Annotated in this window: 16 protein-coding genes and 1 tRNA gene; 11 read left to right on the top strand and 6 right to left on the bottom strand. The window is 66.4% G+C overall.

All coding sequences use genetic code 11. The features are described from left to right. Position 1 precedes the first annotated feature (1 nt). Together A8G00_RS11800 and A8G00_RS11795 are read right to left on the bottom strand one after the other, a co-directional pair. Complete coding sequence (locus A8G00_RS11800) at positions 2–1,105, bottom strand: FAD-binding oxidoreductase (protein WP_103000756.1); 1,104 nt, start codon at positions 1,103–1,105, stop codon at positions 2–4. After that, positions 1,102–2,082, bottom strand: coding sequence for an alpha/beta hydrolase (locus tag A8G00_RS11795; RefSeq protein WP_103000755.1), 981 nt, complete (start codon positions 2,080–2,082; stop codon positions 1,102–1,104). Before A8G00_RS11795 ends, A8G00_RS11800 begins: the two co-directional genes overlap by 4 nt. Before the next feature lie 42 nt (positions 2,083–2,124). Here A8G00_RS11795 and A8G00_RS11790 point away from each other — a divergent pair, with 42 nt between their 5' ends. The 8 genes from A8G00_RS11790 (at position 2,125) to A8G00_RS11755 (ending at position 9,819) form a co-directional block, all read left to right on the top strand. Then, entirely contained in the window at positions 2,125–2,598 is a 474-nt protein-coding gene (locus A8G00_RS11790; RefSeq protein WP_025547813.1) for a prepilin peptidase, read from the top strand. A 52-nt stretch (positions 2,599–2,650) separates the two neighbouring features. Further along, positions 2,651–3,670, top strand: a complete 1,020-nt coding sequence (cpaB, locus tag A8G00_RS11785; protein WP_048576167.1) for a Flp pilus assembly protein CpaB — start codon at positions 2,651–2,653, stop codon at positions 3,668–3,670. A gap of 1 nt (position 3,671) precedes the next feature. Continuing rightward, positions 3,672–5,201, top strand: coding sequence for a type II and III secretion system protein family protein (locus A8G00_RS11780; protein ID WP_044661774.1), 1,530 nt, complete (start codon positions 3,672–3,674; stop codon positions 5,199–5,201). A 17-nt stretch (positions 5,202–5,218) separates the two neighbouring features. Further along, the gene (locus tag A8G00_RS11775) at positions 5,219–5,890 is read left to right on the top strand and encodes a CpaD family pilus assembly protein (protein WP_103000754.1); all 672 of its coding nucleotides are present in this window, start codon (positions 5,219–5,221) and stop codon (positions 5,888–5,890) included. 1 nt (position 5,891) lies between these two features. After that, entirely contained in the window at positions 5,892–7,178 is a 1,287-nt protein-coding gene (locus tag A8G00_RS11770) for a pilus assembly protein CpaE (RefSeq protein ID WP_103000753.1), read from the top strand. Positions 7,179–7,249: 71 nt separating this feature from the next. Beyond that, positions 7,250–8,248: a type II secretion system F family protein gene (locus A8G00_RS11765; protein WP_103000752.1), complete on the top strand. Its 999-nt coding sequence runs from the start codon at positions 7,250–7,252 to the stop codon at positions 8,246–8,248. Between the two features lie 13 nt (positions 8,249–8,261). Beyond that, complete coding sequence (locus A8G00_RS11760; RefSeq protein WP_025547806.1) at positions 8,262–9,254, top strand: type II secretion system F family protein; 993 nt, start codon at positions 8,262–8,264, stop codon at positions 9,252–9,254. Between the two features lie 133 nt (positions 9,255–9,387). Further along, positions 9,388–9,819 (top strand): DUF2147 domain-containing protein, encoded by a 432-nt coding sequence (locus A8G00_RS11755; protein WP_025547804.1) that lies wholly within the window; start codon positions 9,388–9,390, stop codon positions 9,817–9,819. 245 nt (positions 9,820–10,064) lie between these two features. On the opposite strand, the gene def is transcribed toward A8G00_RS11755, so the two are convergent. Together def and recR are read right to left on the bottom strand one after the other, a co-directional pair. Further along, positions 10,065–10,595, bottom strand: coding sequence for a peptide deformylase (def, locus tag A8G00_RS11750; protein WP_048576188.1), 531 nt, complete (start codon positions 10,593–10,595; stop codon positions 10,065–10,067). Positions 10,596–10,643: 48 nt separating this feature from the next. Continuing rightward, on the bottom strand, positions 10,644–11,240 hold the full coding sequence (recR, locus tag A8G00_RS11745) for a recombination mediator RecR (RefSeq protein WP_044661769.1): 597 nt from the start codon (positions 11,238–11,240) through the stop codon (positions 10,644–10,646). A gap of 125 nt (positions 11,241–11,365) precedes the next feature. Between recR and fmt the strand changes: the two genes are divergently transcribed. Continuing rightward, positions 11,366–12,274: a methionyl-tRNA formyltransferase gene (gene fmt / locus A8G00_RS11740; RefSeq protein ID WP_103000751.1), complete on the top strand. Its 909-nt coding sequence runs from the start codon at positions 11,366–11,368 to the stop codon at positions 12,272–12,274. A 4-nt stretch (positions 12,275–12,278) separates the two neighbouring features. Next, the gene (truA, locus tag A8G00_RS11735) at positions 12,279–13,025 is read left to right on the top strand and encodes a tRNA pseudouridine(38-40) synthase TruA (protein WP_103000750.1); all 747 of its coding nucleotides are present in this window, start codon (positions 12,279–12,281) and stop codon (positions 13,023–13,025) included. Positions 13,026–13,057: 32 nt separating this feature from the next. Here the strand turns inward: truA and A8G00_RS11730 are convergent, their stop codons facing one another. Continuing rightward, positions 13,058–13,777 carry a queuosine precursor transporter gene (locus A8G00_RS11730; protein ID WP_025550419.1) on the bottom strand — a complete coding sequence of 240 codons (720 nt, stop codon included), beginning with the start codon at positions 13,775–13,777 and terminating at the stop codon, positions 13,058–13,060. 86 nt (positions 13,778–13,863) lie between these two features. On the opposite strand from A8G00_RS11730, the gene A8G00_RS11725 reads away from it, so the two are divergent. Further along, positions 13,864–13,940: transfer RNA gene (locus A8G00_RS11725), tRNA-Arg, on the top strand. A gap of 12 nt (positions 13,941–13,952) precedes the next feature. Here A8G00_RS11725 and A8G00_RS11720 read toward each other — a convergent pair. Beyond that, positions 13,953–15,974, bottom strand: coding sequence for an acyltransferase family protein (locus tag A8G00_RS11720; protein ID WP_253257981.1), 2,022 nt, complete (start codon positions 15,972–15,974; stop codon positions 13,953–13,955). Between the last annotated feature and the right edge of the window lie 44 nt (positions 15,975–16,018).

Here is a 16,018-nt window from a genome sequence, read left to right as displayed (position 1 = left end):
ACTAACGGAACCGCGCCGGAGAATAAGGCGCCGGATCGATCCCCATGATCTGCGGCGGCAAAGCCTCTCCCCTGAGAAGGGCAGCGCCCAGCAAGGCCGCAGCGGGCGAGGTCTGGATGCCGAACCCGCCCTGCCCCGCAAACCAGAAAAAGCCCCGCGCCGCCGGATCGAAGCCATAGACCGGCGCCCGGTCGCGGGAGAAGCTGCGCAGCCCGGCCCATTTGCGTTCCACCGCCTCGACCGGCCAGTCGACCACTGCCTCGAAGCGGGCGATCGCTTCCGCCACCGCCATTTCCTCCGGCGCGGCGTCGCAGGGCGGCGAAGGCTCCTCGTCATGGGGCGTGAGCCAGACCCGGCCCTCCCCCTCCGGCTTGAAATAGAATTGCGAGGCAAGGTCCATGACCAGCGGCAGATCGGCCGCAGGCATGGCAGGCACGCGCAACTGCACCACTGTCCGCCGCAGCGGCGCAATGCCAATCGGCGCGACCCCGCAGGCCCGGGCCACATCGTCCGCCCAGGCCCCCGCCGCGTTGACGATCATCCTGCAATCGATCGCGCCCCTGTCCGTTTCGACCCGCCAGCCGCCGTCCCGCGCCTCGGCACGCCGCAACGCCGTCGCCAGCCGCACCTCGCCGCCCAGGCGACGGAACAGCCGCAACCAGGCCTGATGCAACGCCGCCACGTCGATGTCGCACACACCCGGCTCCAGCACGCCCAGCGTCCATTCCGGCCGCAGTCCGGGGACAAGCCCGGCAGGCTCGACCGGAACCAGGTCCACCTTGCCGCCGAACTGCTCCAGCAGGCGGTCCCGCGCCGCCGCATCGCCTGCCCGCCCGATATGCAACGTCCGGCGCGGCGTCAGGAAAGGGGTGTCGGAAAAGTCCGGATCGGGCGCGGCCAGCATCGGTCCCGACGCCGTGGTCAGGGGCTGAACCGCCAGCCCGCCATAGGTCTCCTCCCAGAAGGAAACCGCCCGCCCCGTCGCGTGATAGCCGGCGCTCGGCTCCATCTCCAGCATCAGCACGCTGGCACGGTCCGCCAGCACCGCGCCAAGGCTCGCCCCGGCGATCCCGCCGCCGACAATCACGATGTCGGGCCGGTTCATTCCAGTCCGGCCCGGTCGGGGGCGACTTCATCCAGAAAGCAATCGATCCGCGCCAGGGCATCCAGCCGCACCGGGTCCAGCTCCCGCAATATCTCGTGCGCGGCCTCCCGCCCATAGACATGCAGCCGCGCGCCGGCAATCCGCGCCGCGATCCGGGCGATGGCAGGCGTGGAGACGAGCCGGTCGGTCCGCGCCGCCAGGATGAGCAGGGGCATGGCAATCCGCTCGATCGCGCGCCCCTGCTCCAGCGCGCGGGTCGAATGCAGCGCCTGCGCCACCCACTTCCAGCTCGGCGGGCCCAGCGCCACCTCCCTGCTATGGTCGCGCCACCACAGCTCATCGGCATAGCGTTCGGGATCGTGGGTCAGCCGCTTCTGCCGCATGCGCCGCTGGCGTTCCGACTCCTCCTTCTGCGTCCACGCCTGCTTTTCGGCAAAGCCCAGGGCGCACATCGCTTCGGCAATGGCCACCGCCAGCCAGCGCGGCAGGGGCGCGGTGTGCAGTCCCATCATCGGCGCGACCGTCACGGCGGCATCGGGCGGAGCCATCCCCTCCGCCAGCGCGCGCAGCAACAGATGGCCGCCCATGCTGTGACCGACGATCACGCTCGGCCCCACCCCCTGCCCGCGCCAATCGGTGGCGAAGGCTTCAAGGTCGGCGATCCACTGTCCGAAATCGTCGATATGGCCGCATAGCGGATCGCCGGTCGTGCGGCCCGATCCGCCCTGACCGCGCCAGTCGAAGCCGGTGACCGCCCAGCCCCGGTCGGCCCAGTGGCGGATGACCTCAAGATATTTCTCGATCATGTCGCCGCGTCCGCCCAGCACCAGCATCCGGCCGCGACGACCTTCGCCCAGCCGGTAGCGGCGAAGGCGCCAGCCATCCGGCGCGGTCCAGTAATCGAGCCGCCCGTCCATCGGCCAGGCGCGCCGGTCGAAAGCAACGGGAACGAAACGGGGCGAATCCATGCGCCGCATGGTTACGCTTTGGTAAGCCATGCGGTCTATAGTTTCGAACCCATGACGGGGGATATTTTCCAAATGGCGCTGATCGGCGCCCTGACAGTGCTGCTGATCGTGGCGTCCGTCACCGATTTGCGGTCGCGCATCATCTCCAACCGGCTCAACCTGACGGTGGCCGCGCTGGCGCCGCTCTGGTGGCTGGCCTGCGGCCTGCCCTTCTGGCCGGGTATGGCGGTGCAGCTGCTGGTGGCGCTGATCGTGTTCATGGCGTTCGCCGCCCTGTTCGCGCTCGGCTGCATGGGCGGCGGCGACGTGAAGCTGCTGGGCGCGCTGGCGCTCTGGTTTCCATGGCAGGCGACCCTGTCGATGCTGATGCTGATGGCGGTGCTGGGGGGCATCGTCACCATCGTGACCGTCGTGCACCATCGCATGACCCGGCGGCTGGGCCAGCCGCAAATCCCCTATGGCATCGCCATCTCGTTCGCGGCGCTTTGGCTGCTTGGCGAACGATATATTAACCAATTTGCGTGAATAAACGGGGGCTCGGGCGCAACTCGTCCGATTGAGGGAGGCGAATTTCATCATGGATGCCAAGAAGATCGTGCTGCTGGTGGGGGCGCTGATCATAGCGGTCACTACAGCCCTGCTTGCACGCAACATGCTGAGTTCGTCGAGCGCACCGCAAGCAGGCGCCTCGTCCATGCCGGTCGAGGCTGACCAGCCCCATGTGCTGGTCGCGACCAAGGCCCTGCCGGTGGGCACCATCCTGGATGCGGAGAGCTTCCGCTTCCAGCCCTGGCCCAAGGATCTGGTCGAGCAGGCCTATTATATCAAGGGCCAGGCCGATCCGCAGAAGCTGGTGGGCAGCGTCATCCGCACCGCCATTTCCGCCGGCCAGCCGATGACCCTGGGGTCGGTGATCAAGCCGGGCGATCGCGGTTTCCTGGCCGCGGCCCTCGGGCCGGGCATGCGCGCCGTGACCGTGCCGGTGTCGGCGCAGAATTCAGTGGCGGGCTTCGTCTTTCCGGGCGACCGCGTCGACCTGATGCTGACGCAGAGCGTCAGCGGCGGCGGCGAAGGCGAACCGCTCAAGGTCTCTGAAACCATCCTGCGCAACCTGCGCGTGCTCGCCACCGATCAGCGCATGGACGCGCTGGGTGCCGACGGCAAGCCGGTGGTTCAGACCTATTCCAACGTCACCATCGAAGTGACGCCGAAGATTGCGGAGAAGATCGCGGTGGCCCAGACCATCGGCTCGCTCTCGCTCTCGCTGCGCTCGCTCGCGGACAACAGTTCCGAACTGGACGCGGCCATTGCCGGCAGCGACGTCGACCTGCCGGACGGCAGCAATCCCAATGCGGAAAAGAAGCTGCTGGCCAGCATCGCCGCTCGCCCCGTCGACAAGGGCAGCACCTATTCCACAGGCGCCGACGTCTCGCGCTATCAGCGCAGCAGCGTCCCCGCCAAGCCTTTGCAGGCGATGGCTGCTGGCGGCTCTCCCGTCATCGGCGCGCCGGTCGGCGGAGGCATTGTCGGCCAGGGGCCGGTAATCCGCGTCGCCCGCGGAACCAGCGTGACCGTCGTTCCGGTCGGGGGGAAGTAAGATGAAGGGGTTCACTGTTCACACCCGTGCGGCCAGGCCGCACACCCTCTCGGCTCTTGCGGCCAAGCCGCTGCTCGGCCCCGCAATCGCGCTCGGCCTGGCGGTTGCAGCCGCGGCCGCGCCGACCACCGCGCTCAACGCCGCGCCTGCCTCCATGCAGGACAATGCGATCCTGCTCTCCGTGGGCGGCAGCAAGGTCATCAACCTGCCGGCCAAGATGTCGGACGTGGTGATCGGCGATCCGGATGTGGTCGACGTTCACGTCCGTTCGCAGAACCAGCTTTACCTGATCGCGAAGAAGGCAGGCGAAACCACCGTCTTCGCGACGGCGACGAACGGCAAGGTGCTGTTTTCCGGGACGGTGCGGGTCGGCAACAACCTGACCAGCATCGACGACATGCTGAAGCTGGCGATGCCGAACGCGGACATCGCCGTCAACAAGATGAACGGCATGGTCCTGCTGACCGGCACCATCGCCGCGCCGGAAGATGCGGCGGAGGCCGAAAGGCTGACCCAGGCCTTCGTCGGCAAGGAAGTGACCGTGGTCAGCCGCCTGCGCACCGCGACGCCGCTTCAGGTCAACCTGCAGGTCAAGATTGCCGAAGTCAGCAAGGATGTTGGCCATAAGATCGGCATCAGCCTTGCCTCCCGCGATCCTGGACTGGGCAAGGTCGTCGGCAATATTGGCGGCGGCATCCGTAATCCGCTGACCTTCAATGCCGATGGCGGCGGGACGTTCAACAACCTCTACGATGGCAGCTACACGCTCGGCGGCGTCGCCCGTATCCTGGGCATGGACATCGGTGCCGCTCTGGACCTTGCGGAATCGAGTGGTCTTGCCACCACCTTGGCCCAACCCAACCTGACCTCGCTCTCGGGTGAAACCGCCAGCTTCCTGGCAGGCGGCGAATATCCCTACACAATCAGCAATGGCACGCAGGGTAACAGCATCGAGTTCAAGCAATATGGCGTGCAGTTGGCCTTTACACCAACCGTACTTGCTGATGGCCGCATTTCGCTGCGAGTCCGCCCAACCGTGTCGAGCTTGGACTTCTCCGTTGATTCCAGCGTTCCGGCCCTCAAGAGCCGCACCGCCGAAACGACGGTGGAACTGGGTTCAGGTCAGGCCTTCATGATCGCGGGGCTTTTGAGCAGCGAAACGGCGAACAATATCAACAAGGTTCCCGGCCTGGGCAATCTGCCGATCTTGGGGAGCCTCTTCAAGTCGCGCAGCTTCCAGCGCAACGAGACGGAACTCGTTATTCTCGTCACCCCCTATCTGGTGAAGCCGATGAATGCTTCGGACGTGCGCCTGCCGACGGACGGTTTCCGCAACGCCAATGAAGGTCAGGGACTGTTCCTCCAGCAGATGCACGACGGTGTCAGCGGGGCCCGTTCCCCCATGCCGAGCCGCGCGCCGGGCGCTCCGGCACCCGCGCCGGGTCCGCAAAGCTCGGCCGCTCTGCCGCCGGTCGCCTCTCGTGACACCGGCAAGCGTTCGAAGGACGCCGCGCCCGGCTTCAGCTTCTGATCCGAAGGACGAAAGACATGACTTTCCAGTCTCGCAAGACCCCCGTCCTCCCCGGCCTTGTCCGCCTTGGCGCGCTCGCGCTGATGGCCCTGCCGCTCGCCGGCTGCCAGACCGACCAGGCCGCCAATCGCGGCGTGCAGTCGGTCCATCAGCCGGTCGTCAGCCACACCGCCTTCACCTATGATGTGCAGGCGGGCCCCGATGGCGGCCTCACCGCATCGGAGGCGCGCCGGCTGGACGACTGGTTCGTTTCCATCGGCCTTGGCTATGGCGATCAGGTCGCCGTGGCGACGGATGCGGGCTATTACAGCCCTGCCCTGCGCGAAGGCATAGCCGATGTGGTGGCGCGCCACGGCATGCTGGTGGGCGAAGACGGCACCGCCGTCGCCGGCACCGCGCCACAGGGCGCCGTGCGCCTGATCGTGCGCCGCGCCACCGCCAGCGTGCCCGGCTGCCCCGACTGGTCGGACAAGCCGGAAACCGACCAGCAACTGGGCGCATCGACCAATTTCGGCTGCGGCGTGAACGGCAATCTGGCCGCGATGATCGCCAATCCGGAGGATCTGGTGCGCGGCCAGACCACCGACAGCGATCTGCGCACCGCCACGTCCAACCGCGCGATTTCGACCTATCGCGAAAAGGCGCCGACCGGTTCCGGCGACCTCAAGACCCTGTCGGGAGGCAATTGACATGAACGCACCCTGGAAACCCGGCGCATCCGGCCAGCGTGACCCCTTCCATGCCTTCGTCTGCGACGATCACAGTTTCGACCTGCTGCGCGTCGTCGCGGCGGAAATGGGCTGGGCGCCGGAAAAGGTGAACAAGGGCGGCATGCGCAACGCCGTGCAGTCCCTGTCGATCACCGCTTCGCCGCAGATCCTGTTCATCGACATGTCGGAAAGCGGCGATCCGCTGAATGACATCAACAGCCTGGCCGAAGTGTGCGAGCCCGGCACGGTCGTCATCGCGGCAGGCCAGGTCAATGACGTGCGCCTCTATCGCGACCTGCTGGCCAGCGGCATCCAGGACTATCTGCTGAAGCCCTTCGGCGCGGACCAGTTGCGCGACGCGCTGGCGCAGGCGCAGGCCGTATTCTTCGCGCCACGCGATGCGGGGCCGGAACGGCCGCACATGACCACGGCGGTCATCGGCACGCGCGGCGGCGTGGGCGCGTCCAGCTTGGCAACCTCGCTCGCCTGGCTGCTCAGCGACAAGAAGCAGCGCCCGACCGCCCTTCTCGACCTGGACGTCCATTTCGGCACCAACGCGCTGGCGATGGACCTGGAGCCAGGGCGCGGCCTGACCGACGCCATCGAAAATCCCAGCCGCATCGACGGTCTGTTCATCGAACGCGCCATGGTGCGCGCGAGCGACATGCTGGCGATCCTGTCGGCCGAAGCGCCGATCAGCCAGCCCCTGCTGACCGATGGCGGCGCCTTCTACCAGTTGCTGGAGGAGTTCCGCGCGGCTTTCGAATGCAGCGTCATCGACCTGCCGCGCGCCATGCTGATCCAGCATCCGCATCTGATGAGCGACGTGAACGTCACCGTCGTGGTCACGGAACTGACGCTGGCGGCGGCGCGGGATTCGATCCGCATCCTGTCCTGGCTCAAGACCAACGCCCCGCAGTCGCGCGTGCTGGTGGTCGCCAACCGCGTCCACCCCGGCGCGCCGGAAATCAGCCGCAAGGATTTCGAACAGTCGATCGAGCGCAAGGTGGACGTGCTGATCCCCTTCGACCTCAAGGTCGCCTCGCAGGCCGCCAAGCTGGGCAAGACGCTGGCGGAGACGGCCAAGGGCAGCAAGGTCGGGGCCGCCTGCAACACCCTGCTGGATGCGGTATTGGGCGCGGCGGAGGAGGCGGAAGCCGATGAAGGCCGCGCGACCTCGTCGAAGAAGGGCGATTCCCTGCTGGGCAAGATCAGCGATCTCAAGAGCATGATCCCTTCGCGCCGCAAGGGCAAGGCTTCGGCCTGAACAGGATGGGCCGTGCCGCCTGGGGGCGGCATGGCCGCTTTGATGGAACCGGATAAGAAACGGGCAGGCACATGAACGGCAATATCATCCTGATGGCGGTGCTGCTCGCAACCATGCTGGGCCTGATCGTCATGGCTTTTGGCGGCCCGTCGCCCGAAAAGGCGCAGAAGCGCCGCATGGAACTGATCCGCGGCCGGCACAGCGATTCCACCGACGCCATATTGGAAGCGCGCATGCGCAAGGCGATCTCGAACCGCCCGGCCGGCAATGAATCGTCGATGCTGGTGTCCCTGGTGCCCAATCCGGAAAACCTCGCCAAGCGTATCCGCATGACCGGCAAGAAATGGACCGTCAGCCAGTATATGACCGCCTGCGCCGTCATCTTCCTGCTGCTGTCCGCCGTGCTGATGCTGCGCGGATTCCCGCCGCTGTTCGCCGTGATGCTGGGCCTCGCGGCGGGGCTTGGCCTGCCGCATATGTGGATCAGCCGGCTCATCAAGGGCCGCGTGCTGAAATTCAACGCCAAGTTTCCAGACGCATTGGAACTGCTGACCCGGGGCCTGCGCTCGGGCCTTCCCATTGCCGAGACGCTGAACGTCGTGTCGAGCGAAGTGCCGGGACCGGTGGGCGAGGAATTCAAGCTGATCACCGAACGCATCAAGATCGGCAAGACCATGGATCAGGCGTTGCAGGAGACCGCCGACCGGCTGGGCACGCCCGAGTTCCAATTCTTCGTCATCAGCCTGGCGATCCAGCGCGAAACCGGCGGCAATCTGGCGGAAACCCTGTCCAACCTCGCCAACGTGCTGCGCCAGCGCGCGCAGATGAAGCTCAAGATCCGGGCGATGTCCTCAGAATCCAAGGCGTCGGCCTATATTATCGGCGTGCTGCCGTTCCTGGTCTTCGGCCTGATCTGCTACATCAACTACAACTATATGTCGCCCTTCTTCACGCCCGATCCGGCCGGGATTTTCGGGCTTTCGACCATGCAGGTCATCGGCATCGGCGGCATGTGCTGGATGGCGATCGGCGCTTTCATCATGGCGCAGATGATCAACTTCGAAATCTGAGGAAGCCGACAAGATGGAAAGCACACCCGTCCCCGCCGGCACCCTCTTCGGCCTGACCGCCACCGATTTCGGCACGCTGCTCGCCGCCCTGGCGACACTGGCGACGCTGTTCGCGCTTTATGCGGTCATGACCGTGCGCGATCCGATGGCAAAGCGCGTCAAGGCGCTCAACGAACGGCGGGAACAGCTGAAGGCCGGCATCACCGCCTCCACCGCGCGCCGCCGCGCCAAGCTGGTGAAGAAGAACCAGACGACCGACCAGATGCGGTCGCTCCTCTCCAGCCTGAAGGTGCTGCAGGACGATCAGCTCAAGGAAGCGCAGATCAAGCTGGCCCAGGCCGGCATCCGGTCGAAGGACTGGGCGGTCGCGGTGATCTTCGGCCGCATGATCCTGCCGATCGTCATCGGCGGCATGGCGGCGCTGCTGCTCTATGCGGTGGGCATCTTCCCCGAATGGGGCGGCGCGAAGCGCTTCATGGCGTTCGCCGGCGCGTTGCTGCTGTCCTACAAGGCGCCCGACATCTTCATCGACAACAAGATCCAGAAGCGTTCCGCCGCGATCCGCAAGGGGCTGCCCGACGCGCTGGACCTGCTGGTGATCTGCGCCGAGGCTGGATTGACCGTCGACGCCGCCTTCAGCCGCGTCGCCCGTGAACTGGGCAAGGCCTATCCGGAACTGGGCGATGAATTCCATCTGACCGCCATCGAGCTCAGCTTCCTTACGGAGCGGCGCATGGCCTTCGAGAACCTGGCCACCCGCGTCAAGCTGGACGCGATCAAGGGCGTGGTCACGACCATGATCCAGACGGAAAAATACGGCACGCCGCTGGCTTCGGCTCTGCGCGTGCTGTCCGCCGAATTCCGCCACGAACGCATGATGCGTGCCGAGGAAAAGGCCGCGCGCCTGCCCGCGATCATGACCGTGCCGCTGATTCTCTTCATCCTGCCGACCCTGTTCGTCGTCATCCTGGGTCCGGCCGCCTGCTCGATCAGCCAGGCCTTCTAAAATTTTGAAGGGGCGCAGGCGCGTTGCCGTAGCGTCCCTTCGAACGCGCGCGAAAGCCGCTGATTTTCCGCCTTGGCGAAGCGGCCGATCCTGCCCTATCCCCTTTTGCAAAGACGCAAATCCGGAGAGGTCCATGGTCGCCATCACCCGCATCGCCGCCCGCGCCGCGCTGCCCATCCTGCCCCTGTTCGCCGCCCTGCCCGCGCAGGCCGCCCAGCCCATCACCGGCCGCTGGGCCACGGTCGACGGCAAGGCCATCGTCCAGATCGCCCCCTGCGGCAAGACGCTCTGCGGGCGGATAGAAAAGATCGTGAAACCCACCCCCGGCCGCCCCCAGACCGACATCAAGAACCCCGATCCGGCCCAGCGCGGCAAGCCGCTGACCGGCCTGGCGCTGCTCACCGGCTTTGCCGACGCGGGCGATCTGTGGAAAGGGTCGATCTACGATCCGGAAAGCGGCAAGACCTATAACAGCAAGGTCAGCCGAAACGGCGACGGCACGTTGAAGGTGCAGGGTTGCATCATGATGTTCTGCAAGACCCAGACATGGACGCCCGTGCGCTGATCGGCTGACCTCTTTTTGGATGAATCCAGCCCTTCCACCCCGCAGGCGGGAGGGGTGAGCCAGCGCGACATCTGCGGAGATTCCCAACGGCCAGGCAGGAAATTCGCTACGCTCGCGCTGACCCTCCGCCTCCCGCCCAAAAACGAAATGCCCCGGCCAAGGCCGGGGCATTTCGTTTTAGAGCAGATTCCGAGTCAGCAGATGATCCCATCTGCTTGGAAGACGCTCTAGCTCTGCCGCTGGGATCAGGCCGCCTTGCGCGCCTTGGTCAGCTTCTTCATCAGCATGTCCCGCTTCAACCGCGACAGATGGTCGATGAACAGCACGCCCTGCAGATGATCCATCTCATGCTGGAGGCAGGTGGCCAGCAACCCTTCCAGCCGCTCCTCATGGATGCGTCCGTCCCTGTCCATCCAGCTCGCGCGGATGCTCGCCGGCCGCTCCACTTCCGCAAACTGATCGGGGACGGACAGGCAGCCCTCATTATAGACCGACAGGTCCTCCGATCCTTCCAGGATTTCCGGATTGATGAACACCATCGGCTTCCTGACCGGCGGCGCGCCCTCCTCATCGGATTCGGGTTCCTGCAGGTCGATCACCAGCACCCGCTTGGGCACGCCCACCTGGATCGCGGCCAGGCCGATGCCCGGCGCGTCGTACATGGTTTCGAACATGTCGTCGATCAGACGCTGCAAATCGTCATCGATCGCCTCCACCGGAGACGAGATGGTACGCAGGCGCGGATCGGGCGCCTCCAGGATGGGAAGAATGGCCATGGAACCAAAATAATCGGACGGCCGGAAAATTTCAAGCGACCGCCACATTCACCCGACGGGGCGCCGCGCCCTCAGCGCCTGGGCCAACGTCCCCTCGTCCAGATAGTCCAGTTCCCCGCCCACTGGCACGCCATGCGCCAGTTGCGTCAGGCGCACGGGAAAACGCTCCAGCCGTTCGGCCAGATAATGGGCGGTGGTCTGTCCCTCCAGCGTCGCGTTCATCGCCAACACCACCTCGTCTATGCCGCCGGCCTCCACCCGCGCGACCAGCGCATCGATGGACAGGTCCTCCGGACGCACGCCTTCCAGCGCAGACAGCCGACCGCCCAGCACATGGAATCGACCCGGGAACAGTCGCGACTTGTCGAGCGCCCACAGGTCCGCAACATCCTCCACGACGCAAAGCGCCCGTGCATCCCGGCGCGGATCGGCGCAGATGCCGCAGGGATCGACGGTATCGACATTGCCGCACAGGCTGCATGTCACCAGCCGTTCGTTCACCGCATCCAGGGCGCGCAGCAGCGGCTCCAGCGCGGATTCCCGCTTCTTGAGCAGGTGCAGCACGGCACGCCGCGCCGAACGCGGGCCAAGGCCGGGCAGGCGGGACAGCGCCTGCGTCAGCGCTTCGATCTCGGGAGAAGCCATTGAACCGGAATAAGGGCTTGCAAGTCGCGGACACAAGGGGTTTGAGAGGCGTCTTCGGAAATACGCCTCCCAGCGCATTTCAGAGGCGGCGCCGGCCGGCGCCGAAACCCAACAAAAGGCCCGCCATGCGCATCGTTTATATGGGAACCCCGGATTTCGCTGTGCCGGCCCTGGCGGCATTGGCAAAGGCCGGGCATGACATCGTCGCCGCCTACAGCCAGCCGCCCCGCCCGGCCGGACGCGGCAAGGCGCTCCGTCCGTCCCCCGTCCATGCGAGGGCGCTGGAAATGGGCATAGAGGCGCGCACGCCGGTTTCGCTGAAGGATGCCGGGGTGCAGGCCGCCTTCGCCGCGCTGAACGCCGATGTGGCGGTGGTCGCCGCCTATGGGCTGATCCTGCCTCGCCCGATCCTGGAGGCGCCGCGCCTGGGCTGCATGAACATCCACGCTTCCCTCCTGCCTCGCTGGCGCGGCGCTGCGCCGATCCAGCGCGCCATCCTCGCTGGCGACAATGTCACGGGGGTCACCATCATGGACATGGAGGCAGGGCTGGACACCGGCCCGATGCGCGCCAAGCATGTGACGCCCATAGAGGACAAGACCGCCGGCGCGCTGACGCAGGAACTGGCCGAAGCCGGCGCGGAACTGATGGTGGAGGTGCTGGACGACCTCTCCCTCCACCCGCCTGTCGCCCAGCCGGAGGAAGGCGTCACCTACGCCTCCAAGATCGAAAAGGCGGAATCGCGGATCGATTTCAGCCGCGACGCGCATCAGGTCGAACGGCAGGTGCGCGCCTTCAACCCCATGCCGGGCGCCTTCTTCGAATATCGCGGCGAACGGTTCCGCATCCTCGCCGCCCATGTCGAGGAGAATGACGGCCCGGCGGGCGAGTTGCTCGACAACAGCCTGCTGATCGGCTGCGGCCATGGCAGCATCCGCCCGACGCTGATCCAGCGCGCGGGCAAGGGCGCGATGTCGGCGGGCGAATTGCTGCGCGGCTATGACATGCCCGTCGGCAGCCGGATCGACGCCTGACCCCATGACCCGTTTCGCCTTCACCGTCGAATTCGATGGCCGCCCCTTCATGGGCTGGCAGCGGCAGGCCCATGGGCCGAGCGTGCAGCAGGCGATGGAGGACGCCATCTTCGCCGTCACGGGCGAACAGGTCGCCGTCCATGCGGCGGGGCGGACCGATGCTGGCGTCCACGGCCTTGGCATGCGCGCCCATGCCGACATTGCGAAGGACATCGCGTCCTTCCGCCTGATGGAGGCGCTGAACGCGCTTCTCCGGCCGGCGCCGGTCGCGATCCTTGCCTGCGAGGCCGTGGCGGACGACTGGCATGCGCGCTTCTCCTGCACCGGCCGCTCCTATGTCTATCGCATCGCCAACCGCCGCGCGCCGCTGACCTGGGAAAATGGGCTGGTCTGGCGGGTGATCCAGCCGCTGGACGCGGACGCGATGCAGCAGGCCGCGCAACTGCTGGTCGGTCGGCACGACTTCACGACCTTCCGCTCGGTCCACTGCCAGGCGGAAAGTCCGGTGAAGACGCTGGACCGGCTGGATGTGGAGCGTGCGGGCGACCGCCTCGCCATCCATGCGGAGGCGCGGTCCTTCCTGCACCATCAGGTGCGGTCGATGGTGGGATGCCTTGCCATGGTGGGCATGGGGCGCTGGTCGATAAGCGATCTGGAGGCGGCGCGGGACGCGAAGGACCGGGCGACCCTGGGATTGAACGCGCCGCCCGATGGGCTGTATTTCGTGCGGGCGCGTTACCCGGGCGAGTAATCATGCTCCTGCGCAGGCGGGAACACCATGTCCTAGAGGCTTGCCCGGAACGGCGTGAAATTCGTGCCCTCGTCGAAGACGTCCAGCCCCTCCGCGCGCTTGAGGCGATTGACCACCACATAGGTCACGGGCGTCAGCACCGCTTCCCACGTCACCTTCATCAGCCAGTTGGTGACCATCACCGTCGCCACCTGCGCGTTGGTCCAGTCTCCATAAAAGGCGAGCGGATAGAAAAGCAGGCTGTCCACCCCCTGCCCCACCACGGTGGAACCGATGGTCCGCATCCACAAATGCCTGCCCTGCGTCAGCAGCTTCATCTTGGCGAGGACGAAGCTGTTGGCGAACTCCCCCGCCCAGAAGGCGGTGACGGAGGCGAAGACGATGCGCCACGTGCTGCCGAACACGGCCTCATAGGCCTTCTGGTCCGGCCATCCCTCCGCCGGAGGCAGCTTCACCACCACCCAGCTCATCAGCGCCATGAACAGCATCGCGCCAAAGCCCGCCCAGACGCATCGCCGCGCCCGCGCATAGCCATAGACTTCCGTCAGCACGTCGCCCAGCACATAGCCCAAAGGAAAGAAGAGGATGCCCGCGCCAAAGGTGAAGCCGCCCAGCGTCGACAGCTTCGCCGCGCCGATCAGGTTGGACAGCAGCAGGATCGCGACGAAACCAGCCATGCAGAAATCGAAATAGCGCAATGGGCGCGCACCCAGCGCATAGGCGTCGATTTTCCTTACCCCCGCATCGCTCATGCGCCCCTGCATATCGGGCCGGCGCGCAAATGCAATGCCGCCCATGATTGCAAGCCGGTCAAAGCCCCGCTATCGAACGCGCCGACGGCCCCGTAGCTCAGCTGGATAGAGCATTCGCCTTCTAAGCGAATGGTCACAGGTTCGAATCCTGTCGGGGTCGCCATTTTTCGCCAGTTCAGCGCTTTTCGGGGCGGCCGGCCCGTTCCCGGATCGGCCGCATCGCTTCATGGACCATGCCGCTCAGCAGCAGGCTGCCCTGCCGCGACAGATGGTCGTCGTCGGAATAAAGCGGCACGCCATGCATCATCGTCGCGCAATGGCCGGTGCCGCAGAGAAGGCGGTGCGGATAGACGACGCCGGCCGCGAAGCGCCGCCGCATCTCGTCGAAGGCGCCGAACACGTCGCGCTGCCGCCGCAGATAATCCGCCAGCGGCAGGTCCAGTTGCGCCGGTTCGCTGTAGAGTTCCGCCCGCGCAAGGCTTTCCGGCACGTTGCGGCGGAATTCCGGAATGGGCGCGACCAATATGACCCGCTTGCCCATGCCGGTCAGTGTCCGCACCGTTTCCTTCAGCCCGGCGCGAAACAGCAAGGCGTCGCGCTTGAGGCTCCGGTCGTCATTCCCGTCCCGGCCGAGATAGCAGGGCGTGCCGCCTTCGGGGCGGCGTCCATTGGCGCACAGACCCCAGCGGGACACCAGGAAGACCGTGTGGATCGTCGGGCTGTCGCGCAGCATCGCCAGCACCTGCGCGTTGAAGGCGCTGCAATCATGGCTGGCGGGCTGGTCCAGCCGATCCAGCCCCAGCAGGGTGGGGCAGGCGGGGTAGGATGCGATCCGTCCGGAAAGGCCCAGCGCATCGCCTGCCTGATCGAATGCGGGTTTCAGCGCATGGGCGTGGGAATCGCCCCAGAGCAGGAAACTGGGCGCCGTGCCGTTATGCGCGCCCACCGCGCACAGCGCCCGGTGCCGCACCGCCGCCATGCCCGAACAGCGCTCCGGCAGATAGGCCATGCTCCGGCTCGCCGCATCGAGCGCGGCGACGGAGGGCGCCACTCGCGCGGGCAGGCCGCCGGACAGGTAGAGCAGCGCGCCCGCTCCGCACCCCGCCGCCATCATCGCGCCGGCGAGCGCGAAGGCGCGGCCTGCCGTGAAGCGACGGGCCCTACGGAACGGCTCCTCGATGAAGCGCCAGGAGAAAGCGGCGAGGAGGAGCGAGAGCAGGATGATGAGCAACTGCTCCCGCAACCGCCAGTCGCCGTCCGTGCGATAGGTCCAGAAGACGACAAGCGGCCAGTGCCACAGATAGAGCGAATAGGAGATGCGGCCGACCGCCACGGGCATCGCGCCACCCAGCAGATGGCTGACCGCCGACCCGCTCTGCCCCGCATGCAGGATCAGTAGCGCCCCCAGCACCGGGTAAAGCGCGTTCAGCCCCGGAAAGGCCGTCGCGCTGGAAAAGCCGAACAGCGCCCAGCCGATCGACGCCACCCCCGCCAGCGCGCAGAGCTGCGCCGCCCAACGGTTCCGCAGCGGCGGCAACATATCCGTCGCCAGCAACGCGCCCGCCAGCAACTCCCAGGCGCGGGGAAAGGGAAGGTAGAAGGCCAGCACCGGCGCACGGTCGACCAGCAGCAGCGCCGTGGCGAGGGACAGAAGCGCCGCCACCCCCAGCAGGAGCCACGTCCGCCCGCCCGCCCGAAAGGCACATAGCATCAGCAGCGGGAAGAGGATGTAGAATTGCTCCTCCACCGCCAGCGACCATGTGTGCAGCAGCGGCGCTTCTTCCGCAGCGCTGCCGAAATAGCCGCTATGCCGCGCGAAATGGAGGTTGCTGGCGAACAGCACCGTCGCTGCGGCGCTCAGGCCAAGCGCGCGATAGTCCAGCGGCAGCAGGATCTGGCTGCCGGCGATGATGGTGACGGCGATGGTCGCGAACAGGGCGGGGAATATCCGGCGGATGCGCCGCACATAGAAATCGGTGAGGCTGAACCGGCCTTCCGCCAGCTCCCGCGCAATGATCGAGGCGATCAGATAGCCGGAGATGACGAAGAAGATGTCGACGCCAACGAAACCTCCGGAAAAGGGCCAGAGGCGGACATGATAGAACAGCACCGGCAGCACCGCCAATGCGCGCAGCCCATCGATGTCGCGCCGATAGGCAACGGACGGGCTGGCCTCCAGCGCGGACGGCGCGGGCAAGGCCGGACAGGATGCGCTGGCGGCGATGCTTTCCCTCCTCTTTT

It is taken from the genome of Sphingobium sp. SA916, assembly GCF_002894065.1.
GTDB lineage: Bacteria > Pseudomonadota > Alphaproteobacteria > Sphingomonadales > Sphingomonadaceae > Sphingobium > Sphingobium fuliginis.
Note: the sequence above shows the minus strand (reverse complement) of the source record. Positions and strands in the feature narration are given on the sequence as shown.